This window comes from Psychrobacter sanguinis (assembly GCF_020736705.1).
GTDB classification, from domain to species: domain Bacteria; phylum Pseudomonadota; class Gammaproteobacteria; order Pseudomonadales; family Moraxellaceae; genus Psychrobacter; species Psychrobacter sanguinis.
In genome coordinates, this window is sequence record NZ_CP085990.1 from 2,915,575 (window position 1) to 2,936,333 (window position 20,759).

A 20,759-nucleotide genomic window follows, 5' to 3' on the forward strand; every position below is an offset into this window, starting at 1 on the left:
TAAAGAAAAAGGAAGATTTGTGTCAATACTTATCCGATTAACCACAGCCACCGAACTGGCAACTTACGAAGGCTGCGCTCTGGCTTTAACTTTGGCAAGCTTTGGTCATGATGTACAGCTTATGCTGAGTAGTTCAGTATTTGGTATTCTAATGCAGCCAGAGAGCCGCCTACATGGCATGATTAAATCTTTGGATTTATATGATATTCCACCGGCATGGCTACCAGATGATGTATTTAGCAGTTGGATATTTGGTATGGTGCCTTCAGAGGTATCAAAGCAAATTGATTTTATTCCGGAAGACTTTGATTCTAATAAGTTTCAGCAAGTCTTTTCGTTTTAACACCTAGTACTTCGAAAGTTATTATTTTAAAACTTAGTGCCTTAGAAGTTTTTAACTGAAAAACTCATGCCTTAGAAATTATTACATTGAGACTTTTGCCTTTAAAATCTATTGTGTTAAGACTCACTGCATTTACAACCTATTACTATTACTATTACCTTTAAAGCCCATTAAGAGCCACCTTATGTCTACTTTATTTCAAATACATGCCCCTATGAATACCCTAAAAGCCATGGTTAGAGAAATGGCGCCTCTTTGGCACTCGGGCGATAGCATACTATTAATGGCAGAGACTACTGGTTATATTACTTGGCTAAAAGCATATATTGACGAGTTAAATTACGACGAGGAGTTGGGCGCGCGTATTGATAATATTGCCTCAATATACGTATTAGAAGATGACGTCAATCAGTTGAATGAAAGTGCGAGAGAGAATACAGATTTTTCTAAAGTTAATCTTATTAACGATAAACAGTGGGTGGAATTGACCCAGAAGGTTGATAGAGTGATTACCCTTAACTCACTTAGCTAAGCGTTTTGACACTATGTGTGCGATGAATATACCAATAATATTGACCCAGTTTATTATCAGTATTGAATAATTCCTAATAGCTAATTTCTATAGCTGCCCATAAGTAATGAGCGAACCATGACTAAATCTTCTGACCTTAATAGCCTTTCTACTACGACCTCAAAGTCACCACGATCCTCAACAGCAACCTCATCTTCGGCCATTGACTCCAATAGTTTAACCGTAGATGAGGGCTCGGTTTTAGAGCTTGATGAAGAAGGTCATCTGGTAGATCATACTCAATGGACTCCAGCAGTCGCCCAACAGCTTGCTGACACTTTATCGGTAACGTTGACTGACCGTCATTATCAGATTTTGCAACAAGTCAGGGCGTTTCATGATGAGTTTAATCACCCCCCTTCTACCCGCCCCTTAATTAAGTATTTGATGAAAACTCTACCAGATATGGATATCAGCAATCAGCAGCTACAACAGATTTTTAATACCGGATTGGTTGCCCGCCATGTCAATCGCATAGCGGGACTACCTAAACCACCAAACTGTCTATAAGCTCTTTTTTAAGAAATTTACTTTTTTTAGAAAAGCTGAATTGCTGACGTTTATTTACTATTTTGGGTCGTAAGGGGTTAATTCGGTATAGCCTGTACTGCGACCTTCATCACCGAAGAATCCTTGCTGACGCCACACTTCATATAAGCAAATACTGATACTATTGGCCAAATTTAAGCTACGTGAATCCGGTAGCATGGGCAATCTTAGCCAGTTATCCGCACCAATATCTTCACGAATATCGTCTGCCAATCCCGCTGTTTCTGAGCCAAATACCAAAGCAATATTTTCTTGCTGTGAATCTTCATTACTAGAACTAAAGTCGTATTCATAAAAAGGATGACTTAATTTAGTGGTTAAGGCCACCATACGCTCACAGCCTGCTGCTTTTAATGCCTCTTTGGCTACTTGCCAATTTTTGTGCACCTTCATATTGGCATATTCATGATAATCCAGACCAGCACGGCGTAACTTCTTATCTTCTAAGTCAAAACCTAAAGGTTCAACCAAATGCAGCTGTGCCCCCGTATTTGCGCACAAGCGAATGGCACTGCCAGTATTATTAGGAATTCGTGGATGCACCAATACAATATGAATGGTCATAGGATTCTGCCCTTATCAATCTATTTAAAATAATTTCTTTGAGATAATTGTAAAAATTAATTTCAAATTTACAATTCTATGACAGTTTTAGTCAAATTACACACATTAATATGTTGTCGATTCCCTTCAAATTAATATACTATGTAATTAAGGATAACGCTTATGTTGCTGTAATGACGTAGTTAACCTTAAGTATTACAAAGATTTTTTAAAGCTGACATTTTTCAAACCTAATGTTGGCTTAAAAGCTTTTAAAAAATTAATTGATTTTTGTTTAATACTTAATGTTTAGTACTGAACACATTGCTGCATGACTTTATTCTTATCACTTTATGATAAATTTTTAGCATTTCTTTCGATCTTATTAAGGACTCAGTATGAAAAAGTTAGCTTTCGCATCTTTAACTGCATTAATCGTATTATCTGGTTGCAACACTTTCAAAGGCTTTGGTCAAGACGTTTCTAAAGCTGGCGACGGCGTAACTAAAACTGCTGACAAAGTAGAACAAAAGATCTAATTTTTTAACTTAGATTTTATATCAGAGCGAATATATATTTTAAGGATGGTAGGTAAGTAATATACCCCTTTTAAATTTATATGAGTGATGGTCTAAAAATAAAAGCTCACTTTTTAGTGGGCTTTTATTTTTTTGAGCATTTGTTTTTTAGGCTTTATCTTTTATATAGCAATTCTTAAAGTAATGGTTTTTTCTCTGTTGGAACGTATATATTTACTTAGTTATGCCGCATAAATATTATATCGACGGTGACAAATGTTAATTTGGAATATTCTCATAACTTGGCATTCGAATAAAAGTTGTTATAATCAGCATGAAATTTAAAACTATTACAAATCAATGCTCTTTATTGAGCTTATAACGGAGAATAGAATGGCAGATTTTAACGTAATTTTAGATGCAGGCGATGTTGACGGCGGCGAAATCAACGTTGTGGTTGAGATTCCTACAGGCAGTAACCATAAAATCGAATGGAACCGTGAACTGGGTGTGTTTGAATTAGATCGTGTAGAGCCTGCTATTTTTGCTAAGCCATGTAACTATGGTTTTATTCCACAAACTCTTGATGAAGATGGCGATGAGCTTGATGCCTTAATCATCACTGAACAGCCACTAACTACTGGTATCTTCTTAAAAGCAAAAGTTATCGGTGTTATGAAATTTGTTGATGATGGTGAAGTTGATGATAAAGTAGTTGTGGTGCCTGCAGATGACCGTAATAACGGCAATGCTTACAACAGCTTAGAAGACCTTCCAAAACGTCTAATTGAGCAATTAGAGTTCCATTTCAGCCATTATAAAGACCTGAAAAAAGCAGGTACCACCGTGGTTCAATCTTGGGGTGATGCTGCTGAAGCCAAAGAAGTTATCAAAGAAGCTATTCAGCGCTGGAAAGACAAATAATCAAGACCTGGTCTTAATTTAGACCTATTGATTGCAAAAAAGCACTTTGATTCGTAGTCAAAGTGCTTTTTTTATATTATTTTGAGTGACCAATCTATAATCCGTTTCTCTGCACACGACAAAAAAACAAAAAAGTCTGTTAAAGCAAAGGCATAATAGTAATTTTTAAGACGAATCAGACCATGCCAAACTTTAACAGACTTAGTGAAACTTTAACCCAAAACCTGAGCATGAACAAGGCAAGAATCAATTGTTTGAGCCTAATGATAATAGCCCTGATTACTGCTCAAAGCAGTAGTCTTAAAAAAAATAGCAAGACACCTTCCTAAGGGTGGTAAAACCGACAGCCACTATCGCAGACTACAGCGATTTTTTGCCGAAGCGAGGATAGACTACGATCAACTGGCTTTGATGATATATCGACTATTTGGACTAGGCAAAGTCACCTTAACCATTGACCGCACCAACTGGAAATGGGGTAAAAGTAACCTCAACATCTTTATGCTAGGAGTGGTATATAAAGGGATAGCCATCCCCTTATACTGGCAAATGCTAGATAAGCGAGGTAATACAAACCATCTTGAACGCTGTGAACTTATTGAGCGGTTTATCAAACAATTTGGCAAAGATAACCTTGAGATGATAGTAGCAGACAGAGAGTTTGTTGGCGAAAAATGGTTTAACTGGCTCACCAATAATCACATACCCTTTGCCATACGGATTAAGAAGAACAGTAAAGTTAGGAATCATCATGGCAAGCTGGTACAGATTAAAGAGTTATTGCGCCATGTTAGCCATCAAGAAACATATCGACATGGGCGAATACTGACTGTCGATGGTTGTTTGGTTCGAGTATTTGCCAAGCGTGATAAAGACTATGGTTTAGTGATTGTCGCAACCAATCAACTAGAAACAGTGGATGCGATGACAAGCTATGCTAAGCGTTGGGAAATTGAGACTTTATTTGCTTGTCTAAAGGGGCGTGGCTTTAATCTTGAAGATACCCACTTAACCCATCTTGATCGGGTCAGTAAATTAGTCGCAGTGAACGCCTTAGCATTTTGTTGGGCTTATCATGTCGGTATTTATAAAGACAAAGATAAGCCGTTAAAACGCAAGTTAAAGTCAAACGCTCGACCTCAAGCCAGTTTGTTTGCGCTTGGCCTGGATTTATTGATTGAAGGTCTTCGTTTGGTATTTTTTAACAATGATAAGACTGTATTTCGACAATTAGTTAGCTTTTTAACCCCTAAACCTATGAAAATCGGATGGGGATGATTTTTTTGTCGTGTGCAGAGAATCCGTTTATAATTGGCTGATAGAATTGGCCCTATACAATTGGTCTTAGTAATGGGTTTGCATGAAAAGTAGCTGATATCCTATGTCGCTACCCTATTCCAATGACATCCTATCCTTCAATGTTTGAATAAGAGTTCTCTATGTCTAATAACACGCCTACTAAACTGCCAAAGCACATTGCTCAAATGGTCGAAAAAAACAATCTGGTATTGGCCATCAAAACACTGTCTGAAGAACAAAATATTAGCATGGGTGAAGCCAAAGACCTTATTGATAGCTATGAGGAAAACTTAAAACAACAGCAGACCAAAAAAGTTGAGGCAATCCACCAGAAACAACAAAAGAAAAATGCTGCAAAAGGAACTACCTCTACCCTGCCGGTTAAGGAAAATCCAAAGTTACAAGCGTTAAATAATGGTTTAGATGAGCGCTTAGAGACTATGGGATATAAAAAACCTGCGGTACCTTATTGGGTTAAGCGTGTTTTTATTATCCTTTTAATCATGGCTGTGCTTAGCTTTCTGTTTTGGCAATTAATGCCTTCATAAACACCTTGATAAACGTCTAACCTTTTATAAAATATTATTGTATTGGGTACAGGGCACCAGATTATGAGGACTGATTTTTGAACTGCTCATAACCTGTCAGACGCTTCTGTTCATTCTCATTGAACATCTTCTGTTCTAACGCCTTTATTTGTTGTTGCTTGACCTCTTGACTGATATTAGAGCCATTAATTTTTTGCTTTTGCTGTTGATAACGCTCAAAACGGTGGTCAAAGTCTTGGTTTTGCTGATCTAAGGCGGCCAAGCGTTCTGCCGCCTCTACTCCCACAAGTTCAGTGCGCATTTCAAACAACTGACTCTCATCAGCGCCTGTTTTTTTCATTTGCTCAGTACGTATCATCAGCTGGTCTATATTGGCCTGTTGCTCAGCTTGCTTTTTAGTCAAAGACTCAGGCAAACGCTTTAGATAAGCCTGCTTCGCTTTTTGTTTTTCGGATGCTGACAACGACTTATCTTGGGCTATTTCTATCATTTGCTTATTATAGGCATGCAATTGGTCTTCAGTGCCAAAAAAAGCAGCCTGAACTTCTGAATTAAACAGCTGACTTCGTATCTGCTTTACCTGCTTTTGTTGTCGCTCAAGTGCTGCTAAATCCATCTTGCCTTGAGCCGTTTCTTGCAAACTTTTAACATCATTGATAGGTTTAGTCGGTGAGCCTTGAATCGCTGAGACCTGCTTGAGATAAGCTTGGTACTGATGGTAAAGCTTTAATGCTTCACTTGCTGCAGGCTGCGGCGTGGTATTTAAAATATAAGCCTCTACCCGTGCATCGATAGTCTTCGTATCTTCCTCACCTAACGCAGAAAGAAAGTAATCAAATAAACGTCTTAAACCTCGAGTGGGCACCAACTGCTCTTCATCAGTAATGATGATTTCACCATCCACCTGCGTACCTTGTAAAGATTTAGGTAACTGCTCAGTACCTGTAATAAACTTATCAGGCGTATAGGCTAAGTCCTCAATTGTGGTATCTGAGCCGTCCTCTAAAGCAGAACCGCTTGACTGGGTAGATCGGATTGTAGCCTCATTAGCAGTCGGCTCAGTGTCGTCTTTTTTTGCTCCTAATTTTACAATTAGACCTAATATAAGTAACACCGCCAGCATAGTCAGCCCTGCCAGCAACAGCCATAACCCTTTGCGAGTAGGCTTATTTGTCATAGTCATTACCCATGGTTTTGTGCTCTTATTTTCTAACGAGGCGTTTTGTTCTATTTTATCAAGACCTATCCGAGCAAGACCTACTTTGCTATGTAAACTCGTTATAACCCTTGATTTTTTAAGCGATTGACTTGGCTGCGATACACTGAAACTGGGTCGACTTCCCCCCAAGCTACCAAACCTATGAACTGATTAGTCGAGTCTAAATGGTTCATCTTATAATCATCACTAATCACATAGCCTAGACGGCTAGAACAAGCAGAGACCAAACCATCATTGGCATCTCCTTTGTCAAAAGTACGTGAGGTTAAGGCCAGCAAATAATCTGTCGGATCGAGTCCATTGGTTATCGTACCTACGCCACTAAAAGAATAGGTGGTGGTTCAAAAAGTAGGCTGAAAAAAAACAGGCTGAGAAATTGATAAAATAGTGAAATGCAAATCACACTATACATCAAATGCCCAGCCTGTCTAAGTGACAGTATAAAGAAAAATGGCTTCAAAAGCTATGGTAAACAAAACTATAAATGCAAAGACTGCAAACGGCAGTTTATTGGCGACCATGCCTTAACGTACCAAGGCTGTCACTCCCAAAAAGATAGCAAAATACGCCATCTTATGGTTCGAGGCAGTGGCATAAAAGACATCGCTTGCGTTGAGAGAATCAGCAAAGGCAAAGTACTGGCCACCCTAAAAAAGTGTCACTACCAAATAACCCCCAAGCAAAGGCAATACGACTGTCTTGAAGTCGATGAGCTTTGGACATTCGTAGGCAAGAAGACCAACAAACAATGGCTAATTTATGCCTATCACCGTGACACAGGTGAAATTGTTGCCTATGTGTGGGGAAAACGAGACCTTAACACTGTCAAAAAGCTTAAAGCTAAACTGCAAGCCTTAGGCGTAAGTTGTGCTAGAATCGCTAGTGATACCTGGGATAGCTTTGTTACCGGTTTTAAGGGCTTTACCCAAGTCATTGGCAAGTTTTTCACGGTCGGTATTGAAGGTAATAATTGCACTATCAGACATCGAGTAAGGCGAGCATTTAGGCGAAGTTGTAACTTTTCTAAAAAGCTGGAAAATCACTTTAAAGCCTTTGATTTAGCTTTCTTTTACATCAATCATGGATATGTCTAATGTCAGCCTACTTTTTGAACCACCACCAAAGAATAGTAAGGAATGCCATTAACCACAAACTCTTTCGGCGGTTGCCCACAATATTAACTGGGCATGGCGGCGGGATACTTACGGTTATAATAGTTGGTCATGTAATCAGTAGTAAGTCCCGTCGCCGCTTTTAGGGCATCTTGTTGCTGTAGCTGCTTTAGATTAATCCCTGACCCAAAGTCTATAAACCTTCCAAAGAACTTATGCGAGGAAATCAGTGCCCTACCGAGCAAATTATACTCCCCCTCAGGATAGCCAGCTCGAGCACTGCCTTCAGTGATTAGATTAAGTACCCAATCCGCCATCTTTGAGCCTTGTTCAGGACTGGCCACAGCTGTCACTGACGCCACATGCTCGGGAGCAACAGCTGCCACATAGCGAATATCTATACCGCCCAAACTGTGCCCTATTAAGTTGACTTTTTGTTTGCCTGTGACGGCCGTAATGGTCTGTACTTGCTGTAGTAATTGTTCACCTCGAAATTCTGCATCATGAATGGCTGAGGTCTTTGTCACATAAACGTCTGACCCACCTTCCATAAGTGCTTGTGGGATACCGTTAAAATAGTCTAACACCCCAAATAGAGTATTAAAGCCGTTTAGGCCATGTACCAATACCACTGGATACTGGGTCGCAGTTGAATCATCTTTGGGATCAATACTAGAGACCAGTTGACAGCCAGTAGGATTGGAGCAGTTATAATAATCTGCCGCAGAAGCGATCTGCATCAGACCAAAAAAACTGACCACACTCAAAATGGCCAATTTCACTACAGAAGTAGTAAACTTGGCCAAAGTATTCATGACGAAATTTTGTGGAATTACGACAATTGAAGAACCCATAACCGTTAAAGTACCTTGGTTAACCATTGGCCAATTGCCTTAATCTGTGGCAGACAAACTTGGTGTGCCATGGGATAAGTATTAAAATCGACCGGATAACCCTGCTTAGTCAAAGTGTCATTGGCACGTTGACCTAAAATGACAGGTACAACTGGATCTTGAGTACCATGATCAATCTTAATCGGCAAATCTTTATTGATAGCGCTGTATTTAGAAGCATCATTGACTGCCAAATAAGTCGATAAAGCCATTAAACCGGCCAATCTTTGTGGATACGTTAACGCCACTTGATACGCCACCGCACCGCCTTGTGAAAACCCAGCAATCACAATATTCTCTGGATTAACCCCTTGCTCAATTTCACGCTGAATCAAATCATTGATAGCCGCTGCTGATTCTTCAATTTGTGCCACATCTACTTTGCGATCCAGACTCATTTCTAAGATATCGTACCAAGCTGGCATCACCATACCACCATTAATCGTCACCGGAATATGCGGTGCATGTGGGAATACGAAACGTACTGCCATATCTGAACTAAGTCCTAGCTCAGGCACGATAGGCTCAAAATCATGGCCGTTAGCGCCTAAACCATGTAACCAGATTACCGATTTATCAATGCTTTTGTTTGAAGGGTTGTGCTCTACAATCACACACTCTAAATATTGGGTCATAACTGTCCTTAAATTTGTGTATCAAAATCTATTATCTAAATTAAAAACCGAATGTCATAAAACCGTCAATAACTTCCGTTAATTTAACGGCTTGAGTTATACACTTTGAGGCGAATAAAGTCGTGCCGCACCCTTTTAACCCCTTTTAACCGTAATGCTTAAAAATAATTATTGAGCATCGAAAACTAAGGGTGCGGTTTAAGTCTAATATTAACATACCCATTCATAAGGAACTTTGAATGTCTTATCATAAAAACACAGTACGTAAATCATTTATTAGCGACTGTCATACTAATAACTATAAAGCACCTACCTCTAAAAGCAAAATAATAATATTAGCCAGTATGTGTTTGGGTTTGTCTAGTGTCGTCATGAGCGGATGTAGCAATCTTTTGGCACAACCTAACGAAAATAATGTGCCTATCAGCTCCGCTCAATCCACTCCAATCATGAGTCCTGCCACAGATTCAAAGTCTATAGTAAGTTATGGTAGCCGGCCAATGTACTTGGTAGATGATATGGATGAGAGCCCTCTAAAAAAACAATTAAAATCATGCGAAGGGCAGATAGCTAAGAAAACTGACTTTTCAATCTCTCATCGCGGTGCCCCTTTACAATATCCTGAACACACGCTAGACGGCTATATGGCCGCGGCTCGTATGGGTGCCGGTGTCTTAGAATGCGATGTGGCATTTACCAAAGACAAGCAGTTGGTTTGTCGCCATGCTCAAAATGACTTACACACCACTACCAATATCCTCAGTACCCCGCTAGCCAAAAAATGTAGTACACCACCTAAAATAGATGCCAAGGGTAAATTAACCAATGCAGACAGTATTGAATGTCGAACCTCAGACCTTACTTTGGCTGAGTTTAAGTCCTTAAAAGGCAAGATGGATGCGGCAGATACCAAAGCCACCACGCTTAATGATTATATCAATGCTACCGCCCCTTGGCGTACTGAGCTTTATAACCAAAACGGTAAATTGCTAAGCTTACAAGAACATATTGCCTTAACGAAAAGCTTAGGCTTAAAACATACCCCAGAGTTAAAAGCGCCAGTAGAAAAAATGCCTTTTGGCGATTATACCCAAGATCAATATCGTAAACAGTTGATTGATACCTACAAAAAAGCGGGCGTGTCTGGCAGCGATGTTTATGCCCAATCTTTTGATATTGAAGATATAAAATACTGGATTAAAAACAATCCTGACTTTGCAAAAACCGCAGTATATCTTATCGAAGATAGCAATGAGACCGCAGAGGGCAAAAAGTTTGACAAGAATGATCCAAGAACTTGGAAACATTCTATGCAAGAATTAAAAGCCATGGGCGTTAATATCATTGCACCGGCAACCTGGATGCTCGTTACTACAGATGGCAAAGGGCACATGATGCCTTCAGAATACGCTAAGCAAGCAAAACAAGCTGGGCTTAAGATGCTCACTTGGTCAATAGAGCGCTCGGGTCCTCTGGCTAATGGTGGTGGCTGGTACTATACTGGTTTAGAAGATGCGATTAATAACGATGGCGATCTGATGAACTACATTGATGTATTGGCACAAGACGTTGGGGTCATGGGTATTTTCTCAGATTGGCCAGCGACTGTGACCTATTACGCCAACTGTAAAGGCTTGTAGCTTATAGTTTTAAATAGTAACAGGCAGCAGCCATAATCGGTTAAATTAATGCTTGTTTGAATAAATGTGATTTAATGCAAAGCTTTAGTCTAAAATTTTTGGGCTAAAGCTTTTTTGACTAAACCTCAGTAACCCTTCTGATTTTATGATGGCCAAATATCCATGTTAATGCTCATTAATTTCGTAACACTTATTGAGTCTATTCCGCTTTGGCATCTTGCCAGCTTATTTATATTGGGTGTCTTAGCCTTTGTTATCTCTACCATCTCTGGCGGTGGCGGTGCTTTAATTTTAATTCCTGCCACCTCTGCTTTAATTGGTGCGCCGGCTGCCCCTCCTGTGATAAATTTAGGGACTTTTATATCCCGGCCCTCGCGCATGATTATGTTTTGGCATGATATCGATTGGGGACTCACTAAGTATTATGTGCCGAGTGCTATTGTCGGTGCGGGGCTTGCAGGCTTATTATTCAGTCAACTTAACGCCAGTTGGATACAACTTCTGGTCGGAATATTTTTAGTTTCTACTTTATTTCAATACAAATTTGGCAAAATAGACAAAACCTTTAATATGCCCAAAGCAGGATTTATCCCACTGGGCTTTATTGTGGCGTTTATTAGTACTATTATCGGTGGTCTAGGCCCTGTATTAAATCCTTTTTATATGAATGCAGGCCTACAAAAAGAGGATTTAATTGCCACCAAAACAGCCAATTCTTTTTTTGTGGGTATTGCTCAAATCGGCAGCTATGCGTTTTTTGGAGTATTAACCGCTAAATTATGGATATATGGTTTGGTACTAGGCCTAGGTGCTGTACTGGGTAATTACATTGGTAAGCGGTTTCTAGCAGGTATGAGTGTGCAACAGTTCCGACTGTTATTGCTGATTCTTATGACTGTCAGTGGCTTGTATATGATTTATGAAAATATTGGCGTGTTGTTTTAAACGATAATAGCCATACTTGAGTGAATTGTTGTTTTAATTATTTGGCTTTTACTGTCTCGATTTCATTGTCTATCCACTTGCTTTGTCCAGTGTGCTTTGGTTAGAGACTGGCCTGATTTACACCAAATAAATATTCATTAATTTTCCATATTCTCATCATCCGAAACACACCTCTTTTCACACCGGCTATGCTAGGATTATGACTATATTTTGACAAAATCCCTTTGTCCTAAATACTTTAGTTTACCCACCTTGCTCTATTAATCGGTATTCCTCATGACTGCTACTCAAAATGCATTAGCCACCAACACCCCTACGCCCCATATTTTAATTGTTGAAGACGATCCCGCTATTGCTACCTCGTTACGAGTGACTTTCAAACGCGAAGGCTGGCAAGTGACTTGGCTTGATAATGCCAGCAGCGTTATTCCTACGCTACAAAGCTTTAATCAACAAAACCACTCTATTTCAGGTATTGTACTGGATGTGGGATTACCAGATGGTGATGGGCTAAATTTGTGTCAAGATATCCGTCATTCCGATGAAATAGGCCTATTAAAACAATTGCCTATCATATTTTTGACCGCTCGTAGCGATGAGGTAGATAGAATCTTAGGGCTTGAAATGGGTGGTGATGACTATTGTCCCAAACCTTTTAGCCCCAGAGAGTTGGTCGCACGTCTTAAAGCGATTTGGCGCCGTGAGCAGTTAACCGCATCGAATATAGACAATCAGAATCTTGTAGCCGAAGATGGCTCAGCACCACAAATCTTTGAGCTTGAGTCAGGGGTGTGGCGTTATGAGCCACTGACCTACACCTTATACTGGAATGACAATAAACTAGAGCTGAGCAATACTGAGCGTAAACTGTTATTGGCTTTATTGGCCAACCCAGAGCGGGTGTTTAGTCGCGAGCAACTATTAAATTCTATCAGCGATTATCCCGACCACCGCTTGGCACGTACCATTGACAGTCATGTTAAGTCTATTCGCAAGCAGTTGGCTCAAATAAGTGACGATGATCAAGAGATTATTCATACCCATCGTGGCCTAGGCTATGGACTCTGTGCCTCATGAGTGATCGCACTGATAATAATACTAAAAAGCGTACCAATGAAACCGCTAAACCATCCCTTAATTCAAATAATTGGTATGCGAAATTACACCCTATTGGTAAAGAAAACCCACCTATTGTGCCGGACAATAAACCTAAAAAAATTCTTAACCTTAGTCTATTCTTCAGAATTTGGATAGCGGTTGGCATTATTGTTATTATTTCTGGCATTGTGGTTTTTAACCAGCTTTTTAACTATGTGCGTCCTATCACGCAGCAAGTGATTGAAGACACTTTGGTGGATACCTCGAAGTTGGTGGCAGCCAGCTTGCAAGCTGCGGTTGAATCAGGTGAGATTTATGATAAGCATTATCAGGCAATGCTCGACAATGCTTTTTTGGTGCCTGAACTGGATGCTAATAGCGACGCTGACTCTAACAATACCTCTACTGACTCACACCCTAGTCATTCCCAACATCCTAGTGAGCTTGACGGCGGATGGTTAAGCTCGTCATTGCCGCTAGATGCTTGGTACCATGAAAAAACCCACAGCAGTTTTCGAATATATATCACTGACAAACATGGCATTGTTATCTATGATTCACTGCCTAAAGAAGGCTCTACAAATCTTGTCGAAAGTAACGCTGAAGGACAAGATTACTCTAGCTGGAATGATGTCAATTTAACACTACAAGGCAAATATGGGGCGAGAACCACTCGCACTGACCCTGAAGATTCAACTTCATCTATCATGTACGTGGCCCAACCTATTTATAGCTCAAGTGACAATAAAGAGATTATTGGGGTGGTGAGTATAGGCAAACCTACTGCCACTATACTGCCCTATCTGAATGCTACCCGTCAGCGGATGCTAACCGCGTCGCTCATCATTAGTATTCTCACCTTGTTGATGGCAGGTCTTATTGCGTGGTGGCTTCGTCAAAGCACCTTATTGGTTACCCGCTATACTCAGTCGCTGGCACAAGATACCAAAAAGCCTTATTTTTATTTAGGTAAGGAGCTCAATGAGCTGAGTGATACTATTGAGAGCATGAAACACCGTTTGGAAAATCGAGCTTATGTGACCGATTATGTACATACCCTCACTCATGAGTTAAAAAGTCCATTGACCGCTATTAGAGCCAGTGGCGAGCTGCTCGAAGAAACGGACTTAGACAGTGAAGACAGACTGATGCTTAGTCAAACCATTACTGAGCAAAGTATTAAGCTCCAGTCTTTAATTGATAGATTATTGCTATTGGCTAAAATCGAGCAGCCAACATTTAAGCTATCGATGCAGCCCATTAATCCAGACGCGTTAATGAAGACCTTGATTGCAGGTTGTGAGATGCAACGTCAAAACCAACACATTCAAATTGACTATCAATGTCAGATTGCTCAGCCGCAAAACAAACCTATACTGGCAGATGAGTTTTGGATAACCCAAGCCCTGCAAAATGTATTGGACAATGCTCTATACTTCGCCAACAGCAAAGTTATCGTTTATTTATCTCTACAACACTTTAATAAAATTGAATATATACAGTTATCTGTTATCAATAATGGCGACTTAATACCCGAATATGCCTTGGAAAAAGTCTTTGACCGTTATTTTAGCCTGTCGCATCAATATCATCGCCAAGCTGTTAACTTAGCTCCAGCTGCTAGTCAAAGTAACTCTCAAAACGATAATACTGGATTAAATAAGGACAATGGTTTAAATAATAATGCGTTAAATCACGACTATACCTCTCAAGGTCAGTCTCAAAATCGCTCACAAGGGAAAAAAGGCACTGGATTAGGGCTGACCTTGGTAAAACAAGTTATTGAGCGACATGGCGGTATGGTTACCATTCAAAACCTTGAATCTTTTCCGGAAGGAACTGATCAGCAATCTACCACAGGGGTGGAATTAATTATCTACTTACCGGTAGCGTTTATGGCTTTCAAAGATAAGAATATGGCAACACTATAGCCATAATGCGACAATATAAATAGCTATTGCCACTGTAAACAATAGCAAGCACAATAACGCTATCAAATGTCTGTGTTAAGTAATAACTGTGACCAGTACTGTTGAATAACAGTCCTTTAAGCCTACTTTAATCAAAATGAAAAAAGCCCATGAAATTCACTCATGGGCTTTTTTTATAAGGCTAGATTTAATTCTAAAATTAACCTTCACTTAATGGCACAATGCGCTCTTTTTGGCCGCTACCTAAAATACTGTGACTGCCAATACCTTCAGGATTTGCGTTTAAATAAGCCACCATCTCGGCAATTGACGCGGCATCACCACTCTCTACCACCTTCTGTTTAATCATCTCAACAGGAGGTACTGGTAGATTTTTCAATAATGACAATAACTGAGTGTTGTTACCTTTAGTCACTACTAGCTCAATTAATTGACGGGCATCAACCGGCAAATCTGATGTCGATTGAGCCATCAATGCTAAATGATAAGCACCATGTGTATCTTGGTCTTCAATGATACGACGCTCGATAGCCGTATAGGTTTCGCTAGTCGCCCCACCTGCCACGCTCAACAAATGAATACACTTAAGCGAAGATTGAGCTTCATTATCTGCAAGAGCCTTAATTTTTTCTGATTGTTGTTCTAATAGCTTACGTTTTTGGGCTAATTTTTCTGCTGAAGTCATGTTCTATTCCTATACTTATTAAATTTTTTTCACTTATCTGTTATATGGTGATAATTATCAATTTATAAAGCAGTGGCATACAAAAACATAACAGCTGCCTATTTATAGAATTACATTTCCCATTGAATCAGATTTACTATTAAACCGCATTCATCATCAAATCAGATTTTTCTCAAAGCTATCACCATCATCAAGTTAAAACTGTCATAAAAAAAGCCCCAGATAACATCTGAGGCTCTGCAGCTTTACGCATTAATTTTGTATCACTGACTTTAACTAATGATTAGATTAGTTGGCTGGGCTATGCTCTTCAACCAAAGGCTTAAGCTCACCAGATTGGTACATTTCTAGGATAATATCAGATCCGCCCATTAGCTCACCATTGATCCAAAGCTGTGGGAAAGTTGGCCAGTTAGCAATCTTTGGTAAGGTGGCACGGATTTCTGGATTTTCTAAAATATTAACAAACGCGAATGGACGACCAATTTGAGTCAACACTTCGATGGCTTTAGCTGAGAAGCCACATTGTGGGAACTGTGGAGTGCCTTTCATATAAAGAAGTACTGGGTTTTCTTTAATTTGGTTACGGATTAGGGTTTCGATATCTTGATTTTGATCTGTCATAATAAATCCTTAATGGGAAGACACGTTTAAAAACTTCAGTTAGAGAAGTAAGGGCTATCAAAGTTTGTATTAACAATTAATGGGGATGGTCACAAAAAATACAACGTTAATGGCTATTCAAATAAATCAGTCGTTGGTTACAAGTACCACAGCACTGGCCAAGATGCCTTCTTGACGACCGACAAAGCCAAGTTTCTCAGTCGTGGTCGCTTTAACACTGATGTTATCCACGTCAGTCTCAAGATCTGCTGCAATGTTGGTGCGCATCGCCAAATTATGTTTGGCTAGCTTTGGGCGTTCACAGGCCACAGTAATATCAGCATTAACCAGTTTATAGCCTTTTTGCTGAATTAAGCCATACACATGACGCAGCAATACTCTTGAATCTAGACCTGCATTGGCATCGTCTGTGTCAGGAAAGTGCTGACCAATATCACCTAAGCCTAAGGTGCCCAGTAAGGCATCTGCTAGAGCGTGCAATACAACATCGCCGTCAGAGTGAGCCAATAAGCTATGGCTATGCTCAATCTGCACGCCCGCTAAAGTAACAAATTGCGAGCTTCCGCTATCATGGCTATTACTCTCTGCTGATTTGTCATAAAAAGCATGTACGTCAATACCTTGTCCAATTCTTATCATTATCAGCCTATCGGTGTTATAATTTAGCCAAATTTTAGCATAGTTTCTGATAATATGACGACATCTGCCTCTTTTAACAATAACCCTTACGATTTACCTGCATTACGCTTAAGTGATGTGCCCAACCCTGGCCAGACTCGAGTGGTGGTAGGTATGTCTGGTGGTGTAGACTCTTCAGTTTCCGCAGTGCTGCTGCAAAAAGCAGGCTTCCAAGTGGAAGGCCTATTTATGAAAAACTGGGAAGAAGATGATGGCACCGAATATTGCACCGCAATGGAAGATTTGGCCGATGCCCAAGCAGTGTGTGATAAATTAGGTATTACCTTACATACTGCCAACTTCGCTATGGAATATTGGGACCGAGTATTTGAGCACTTTTTAGCCGAATACCAAGCGGGTCGTACCCCAAATCCAGACATTCTTTGTAATAAAGAAATTAAGTTTAAAGCATTCTTAGATTACGCGTCTGACCCTAAATTTGGTCTAGGCGCAGATTATATCGCTACTGGTCATTACACTCGTCGCAGTATCAATTACACGCGTGAAGATGGGACTGAAGTTGCTCGACTATTACGTGGCCTAGACAACAACAAAGACCAAAGTTATTTCCTACATGCGGTGGGCGGCGACAAAATTGCTAAAACCCTGTTCCCAGTGGGTGAATTAGAAAAGCCTGAAGTACGTAAAATTGCCGAAGAACATGATTTAGCAACGGCGAAGAAAAAAGACTCTACCGGTATCTGCTTTATTGGAGAGCGCCGCTTCAAAGACTTTTTACAGCAATACCTGCCAGCCAAACCTGGCAATATTGTGTCCGATGATGGTATTACCATTGGCAAACACGACGGGTTAATGTACTACACCCTAGGTCAACGTGGTGGTATTGGTATTGGCGGTGTAAAAGATCGCCCTGAAGAACCTTGGTTTGTACTAAAAAAAGACTTAACCAACAACGAGCTAATTGTGGGCCAAGGCCATGACCACCCTATGCTACTAAGCCAAAGCCTAACCGCTTATAAGCTTGACTGGGTTGAGCGTGTTGCTCCTGATGCTATCTTTAGTGACAAGGGTCTCAAATGTATGGCTAAAACCCGCTATCGCCAGCCTGATCAAAGCTGTACGGTATTTGCAGATTCTGAAGACGGTAGCCGAGTCAAGGTTGTATTTGACGATCCACAACGTGCGGTTACTCCTGGACAATCTGCTGTATTCTATGTTGGCGAGGTGTGTTTGGGCGGTGGTGTAATTGAGTCTGCTAAAGCATATGAATTTTAAAGTGACCTACATAGAGGGCATCATATAAAATATTTTACCGTCAGTAGTGTATTTAATACTACTTTCACCCCGTTATCTGACTTTCAACATTCTATGAATGAGATAACTTGGTATAATCCTCTCAGTATTTGCAAAAATCTACTATACTTATAGGGAACTCTGGTTCCCTTAATTTTTTAAGTTTGATTTGGTTTATTCTTTTTAAACTTTAAACTGCGTTTTTATTACTCTTTTTTATTAACCCACTGAGTTGAAGGATATTTATGTCTGCCTCTTTATCTGCATTAACTGCCCTATCTCCTATTGACGGTCGCTATGCCAGCAAAGCTGATTCACTACGTGAACACTTATCTGAGTTTGGTCTTATCAAAGCCCGTGTTACTGTTGAAATTCGCTGGTTACAAGCTTTGGCTGATAATGACGCTATTACCGAGCTGGCCAAATTTGATGCAGAGACCAATGACTTCTTAAATGCTATCGTTGATAACTTCAGTGAAGCCGATGCTCAAGCTATTAAAGACATTGAAAAAACCACCAACCATGATGTAAAAGCAGTTGAATACTTCATCAAAGACAAGTTCCGTGGTAATGCTAAATTAGAGGACAGTCTAGAGTTCATTCACTTTGCGTGTACTTCTGAAGACATTAACAACCTATCTTATGCGTTAATGCTAAAAGACAGCCGTGAAATTGTGGTTGAGAAACTACAAGCAGTTACCGACTCTATCGTTGGCCTTGCTAAAGAGCACGCTACTCAGCCTATGTTATCACGTACTCATGGCCAAACAGCTAGCCCAACTACGTTAGGTAAAGAGATGGCTAACGTGGCTTACCGTTTGGCACGTCAAATCAAGCAAATCAACCAAGTAGAACTATTGGGTAAAATCAATGGCGCAGTGGGTAACTATAACGCTCATTTATCTGCTTATCCAGAAGTAGATTGGGCCGCTCATGCTCAAAGTTTTATCACTGAACGCTTAGGATTAACTTTTAACCCTTACACTACTCAGATTGAACCACACGACTACATCGCTGAGTTATTCGATGCAGTACGCCGTTTCAATACCGTGTTAATCGACTATAACCGTGATATCTGGCAATACATTAGCTTAGGCTATTTCAAGCAAAAGTTAAAAGAAGGCGAAGTCGGCTCTTCAACCATGCCGCATAAAGTTAACCCAATCGACTTTGAAAACTCTGAAGGTAACTTAGGCGTGGCAAACGCTATGTTGGCTCATTTAGGCGAAAAACTGCCTATTTCACGTATGCAGCGTGATCTATCTGACTCAACAGTACTGCGCAACATCGGTGTTGGCTTGGCGCAAAGTATGATTGCTTATGATGCCTGCCTAAAAGGTATCGGCAAGCTAGAGGTAAACCCAGAGAAGCTAGATAGCGATCTTGATAATGCTCAAGAAGTACTGGCTGAACCTATTCAAACCGTTATGCGCCGCTACCGTGTGGAAAACCCATACGAAAAACTAAAAGCCTTAACCCGTGGTCAAGCCATGACCCGTGAAAAAATGCTTGAATTCGTTAATGGCAATGAGTTAGATGCTGTACCTGAAGCAGATAAAAAACGTTTGCTTGAGCTAACGCCTGCCACTTATATTGGCAACGCTGATGAACAAGCTTTGGCAATTGAAGAGTGGATTGCTAAGCTTTAATTGTCGTCAATCGACTTAACTGGCCATGTCATTTGCTCTGTAAATAAGCTAAGCTTTTAAATGGCTAGCCTTCTAAATGACTATGCTTTTAAATGACTAAGTTTTTCAAATAACTAGGCTTCTAAAAAAGTACCTCAAAGTATGGCAACTCTTAAAGAGCAAGCAGATCCTAATTTAGACTGCAAAGGTAATCATTACCTTGTCATACTTTGTTTGATAGTTGTTTTAGCAGTTATGGTATTGGTGAGCATTTTGCCACTAAGTTTTCCATTAAACTGGCATGACTATTTGTTGCATCAGTTAGGCACCCTAGTGTTCATGGCTATAGTCTGGGCATGTTATCGATATCTTGCCAGCACAACGTTTTCGTTTGTGCTGGCAAGTTTGTTTATAGTGATACATATTATAGGGGCGAGATACCTATACTCTTATGTTCCCTATGATGAATGGACCCAAAATCTTTTGGGCTTTCGTTTGAATGAGGTGTTTGGCTGGCAACGCAATATGTATGATAGGCTGGTTCATTTTTGTTATGGCCTGCTATTACTGCCTTTAATGAAAGACGTTTTTCATTATTTAATGCCAACCCTATCTTTAAAAGTCATATTATTACTGGTGCTGCAATTTAATTTAGCCACCAGTGCTTTATATGAATTATTTGAATGGATATTGGGGGTTACCTTATCGCCTGAATCTGCTGAAGCCTATAATGGTCAACAGGGCGATATTTGGGATGCTCAAAAAGACATTCTATTAGCATTTATTGGTGCATTAATTAGTGCCATTATTATTTATCTAAAGCCACAAAGCTCAAATAATAAAAAAGCCGTCTATTCAAACGGCCTTAAATAAAGATAACTGAAGCATGAAACTCTGTATTACAGTAGATTAGGTATTACAGTTGATGGTTAATCTTTTTTATCATCATCTTTGCCACCAGGTATAATGGCTTTACCAACGGCTACTGTTCCTTTCACTACCCCTTTGGTAGTTTTATAAGCTACTTTAACCGGTACAGTGACCAGTTTATGGACACACCCTTGAATCATAATGCTGCTAATAATAATGGTTAATAGCGTTAATTTTTTCATAACCTTCCTA

Annotated in this window: 23 protein-coding genes and 1 pseudogene; 15 read left to right on the plus strand and 9 right to left on the minus strand. The window is 40.0% G+C overall.

All coding sequences use genetic code 11. From position 1 onward, the window contains the following. The first annotated feature begins 19 nt into the window (after window positions 1-19). From LK453_RS12235 to LK453_RS12245, 3 genes are all read left to right on the plus strand, one after another. Window positions 20-343, plus strand: a complete 324-nt coding sequence (locus LK453_RS12235) for a hypothetical protein (protein WP_201527109.1) — start codon at window positions 20-22, stop codon at window positions 341-343. A gap of 184 nt (window positions 344-527) precedes the next feature. Continuing rightward, window positions 528-875: a hypothetical protein gene (locus LK453_RS12240; RefSeq protein WP_201527108.1), complete on the plus strand. Its 348-nt coding sequence runs from the start codon at window positions 528-530 to the stop codon at window positions 873-875. Window positions 876-992: 117 nt separating this feature from the next. Then, window positions 993-1,424, plus strand: a complete 432-nt coding sequence (locus tag LK453_RS12245) for a TusE/DsrC/DsvC family sulfur relay protein (protein WP_227673734.1) — start codon at window positions 993-995, stop codon at window positions 1,422-1,424. 57 nt (window positions 1,425-1,481) lie between these two features. On the opposite strand, the gene LK453_RS12250 is transcribed toward LK453_RS12245, so the two are convergent. Next, window positions 1,482-2,027, minus strand: coding sequence for a tRNA (cytidine(34)-2'-O)-methyltransferase (locus LK453_RS12250; RefSeq protein ID WP_201527106.1), 546 nt, complete (start codon window positions 2,025-2,027; stop codon window positions 1,482-1,484). Between the two features lie 377 nt (window positions 2,028-2,404). Here LK453_RS12250 and LK453_RS12255 point away from each other — a divergent pair, with 377 nt between their 5' ends. The 4 genes from LK453_RS12255 to LK453_RS12270 all read left to right on the plus strand — a co-directional run bounded on the left by LK453_RS12255 (window position 2,405) and on the right by LK453_RS12270 (window position 5,295). After that, the gene (locus LK453_RS12255) at window positions 2,405-2,545 is read left to right on the plus strand and encodes an entericidin A/B family lipoprotein (RefSeq protein ID WP_007393714.1); all 141 of its coding nucleotides are present in this window, start codon (window positions 2,405-2,407) and stop codon (window positions 2,543-2,545) included. A 372-nt stretch (window positions 2,546-2,917) separates the two neighbouring features. Next, window positions 2,918-3,448 carry an inorganic diphosphatase gene (locus tag LK453_RS12260; RefSeq protein WP_044297946.1) on the plus strand — a complete coding sequence of 177 codons (531 nt, stop codon included), beginning with the start codon at window positions 2,918-2,920 and terminating at the stop codon, window positions 3,446-3,448. A gap of 282 nt (window positions 3,449-3,730) precedes the next feature. Further along, entirely contained in the window at window positions 3,731-4,726 is a 996-nt protein-coding gene (locus tag LK453_RS12265; RefSeq protein ID WP_227945199.1) for an IS4 family transposase, read from the plus strand. 161 nt (window positions 4,727-4,887) lie between these two features. Beyond that, window positions 4,888-5,295, plus strand: a complete 408-nt coding sequence (locus LK453_RS12270; RefSeq protein ID WP_201527104.1) for a hypothetical protein — start codon at window positions 4,888-4,890, stop codon at window positions 5,293-5,295. A gap of 61 nt (window positions 5,296-5,356) precedes the next feature. Here LK453_RS12270 and LK453_RS12275 read toward each other — a convergent pair whose 3' ends face one another. Together LK453_RS12275 and LK453_RS12280 are read right to left on the minus strand one after the other, a co-directional pair. Continuing rightward, window positions 5,357-6,472 carry a lipase secretion chaperone gene (locus LK453_RS12275; RefSeq protein WP_227674494.1) on the minus strand — a complete coding sequence of 372 codons (1,116 nt, stop codon included), beginning with the start codon at window positions 6,470-6,472 and terminating at the stop codon, window positions 5,357-5,359. Between the two features lie 101 nt (window positions 6,473-6,573). Further along, window positions 6,574-6,846: pseudogene (locus tag LK453_RS12280) on the minus strand (triacylglycerol lipase); the annotation flags it as partial. A 60-nt stretch (window positions 6,847-6,906) separates the two neighbouring features. Between LK453_RS12280 and LK453_RS12285 the strand changes: the two are divergent. Further along, complete coding sequence (locus LK453_RS12285) at window positions 6,907-7,608, plus strand: IS1 family transposase (protein ID WP_227953986.1); 702 nt, start codon at window positions 6,907-6,909, stop codon at window positions 7,606-7,608. An 83-nt stretch (window positions 7,609-7,691) separates the two neighbouring features. On the opposite strand, the gene LK453_RS12290 is transcribed toward LK453_RS12285, so the two are convergent. Both LK453_RS12290 and LK453_RS12295 read right to left on the minus strand, forming a co-directional pair. Next, on the minus strand, window positions 7,692-8,480 hold the full coding sequence (locus LK453_RS12290; protein WP_227674471.1) for an esterase/lipase family protein: 789 nt from the start codon (window positions 8,478-8,480) through the stop codon (window positions 7,692-7,694). Between the two features lie 5 nt (window positions 8,481-8,485). Then, window positions 8,486-9,154 carry an alpha/beta hydrolase gene (locus LK453_RS12295; RefSeq protein ID WP_201542089.1) on the minus strand — a complete coding sequence of 223 codons (669 nt, stop codon included), beginning with the start codon at window positions 9,152-9,154 and terminating at the stop codon, window positions 8,486-8,488. Window positions 9,155-9,393: 239 nt separating this feature from the next. Here LK453_RS12295 and LK453_RS12300 point away from each other — a divergent pair, with 239 nt between their 5' ends. The 4 genes from LK453_RS12300 to creC all read left to right on the plus strand — a co-directional run bounded on the left by LK453_RS12300 (window position 9,394) and on the right by creC (window position 14,768). Continuing rightward, window positions 9,394-10,794 carry a glycerophosphodiester phosphodiesterase family protein gene (locus LK453_RS12300; protein WP_201527098.1) on the plus strand — a complete coding sequence of 467 codons (1,401 nt, stop codon included), beginning with the start codon at window positions 9,394-9,396 and terminating at the stop codon, window positions 10,792-10,794. Between the two features lie 162 nt (window positions 10,795-10,956). Continuing rightward, the gene (locus LK453_RS12305) at window positions 10,957-11,739 is read left to right on the plus strand and encodes a sulfite exporter TauE/SafE family protein (protein ID WP_201527096.1); all 783 of its coding nucleotides are present in this window, start codon (window positions 10,957-10,959) and stop codon (window positions 11,737-11,739) included. Between the two features lie 276 nt (window positions 11,740-12,015). Further along, entirely contained in the window at window positions 12,016-12,816 is an 801-nt protein-coding gene (locus tag LK453_RS12310) for a response regulator transcription factor (protein ID WP_201542087.1), read from the plus strand. After that, entirely contained in the window at window positions 12,813-14,768 is a 1,956-nt protein-coding gene (gene creC, locus LK453_RS12315; RefSeq protein ID WP_201527092.1) for a two-component system sensor histidine kinase CreC, read from the plus strand. The genes LK453_RS12310 and creC overlap by 4 nt, the downstream gene beginning before the upstream one ends. A 199-nt stretch (window positions 14,769-14,967) precedes the next feature. Here the strand turns inward: creC and LK453_RS12320 are convergent, their stop codons facing one another. The 3 genes from LK453_RS12320 to ispF all read right to left on the minus strand — a co-directional run bounded on the left by LK453_RS12320 (window position 14,968) and on the right by ispF (window position 16,716). Next, the gene (locus LK453_RS12320; RefSeq protein ID WP_201527089.1) at window positions 14,968-15,453 is read right to left on the minus strand and encodes a hypothetical protein; all 486 of its coding nucleotides are present in this window, start codon (window positions 15,451-15,453) and stop codon (window positions 14,968-14,970) included. Window positions 15,454-15,741: 288 nt separating this feature from the next. Further along, window positions 15,742-16,077 carry a Grx4 family monothiol glutaredoxin gene (gene grxD, locus LK453_RS12325; protein WP_201530116.1) on the minus strand — a complete coding sequence of 112 codons (336 nt, stop codon included), beginning with the start codon at window positions 16,075-16,077 and terminating at the stop codon, window positions 15,742-15,744. A gap of 126 nt (window positions 16,078-16,203) precedes the next feature. After that, window positions 16,204-16,716, minus strand: a complete 513-nt coding sequence (gene ispF / locus LK453_RS12330; RefSeq protein ID WP_201530115.1) for a 2-C-methyl-D-erythritol 2,4-cyclodiphosphate synthase — start codon at window positions 16,714-16,716, stop codon at window positions 16,204-16,206. A 54-nt stretch (window positions 16,717-16,770) separates the two neighbouring features. Here ispF and mnmA point away from each other — a divergent pair, with 54 nt between their 5' ends. From mnmA to LK453_RS12345, 3 genes are all read left to right on the plus strand, one after another. Beyond that, entirely contained in the window at window positions 16,771-17,991 is a 1,221-nt protein-coding gene (gene mnmA / locus LK453_RS12335) for a tRNA 2-thiouridine(34) synthase MnmA (protein ID WP_201535772.1), read from the plus strand. 263 nt (window positions 17,992-18,254) lie between these two features. After that, complete coding sequence (gene purB / locus LK453_RS12340; RefSeq protein WP_201535770.1) at window positions 18,255-19,658, plus strand: adenylosuccinate lyase; 1,404 nt, start codon at window positions 18,255-18,257, stop codon at window positions 19,656-19,658. A gap of 141 nt (window positions 19,659-19,799) precedes the next feature. Beyond that, complete coding sequence (locus LK453_RS12345) at window positions 19,800-20,510, plus strand: DUF2238 domain-containing protein (RefSeq protein WP_201535767.1); 711 nt, start codon at window positions 19,800-19,802, stop codon at window positions 20,508-20,510. Between the two features lie 56 nt (window positions 20,511-20,566). Here LK453_RS12345 and LK453_RS12350 read toward each other — a convergent pair whose 3' ends face one another. Next, window positions 20,567-20,749, minus strand: a complete 183-nt coding sequence (locus LK453_RS12350; RefSeq protein WP_007393730.1) for an NF038104 family lipoprotein — start codon at window positions 20,747-20,749, stop codon at window positions 20,567-20,569. Between the last annotated feature and the right edge of the window lie 10 nt (window positions 20,750-20,759).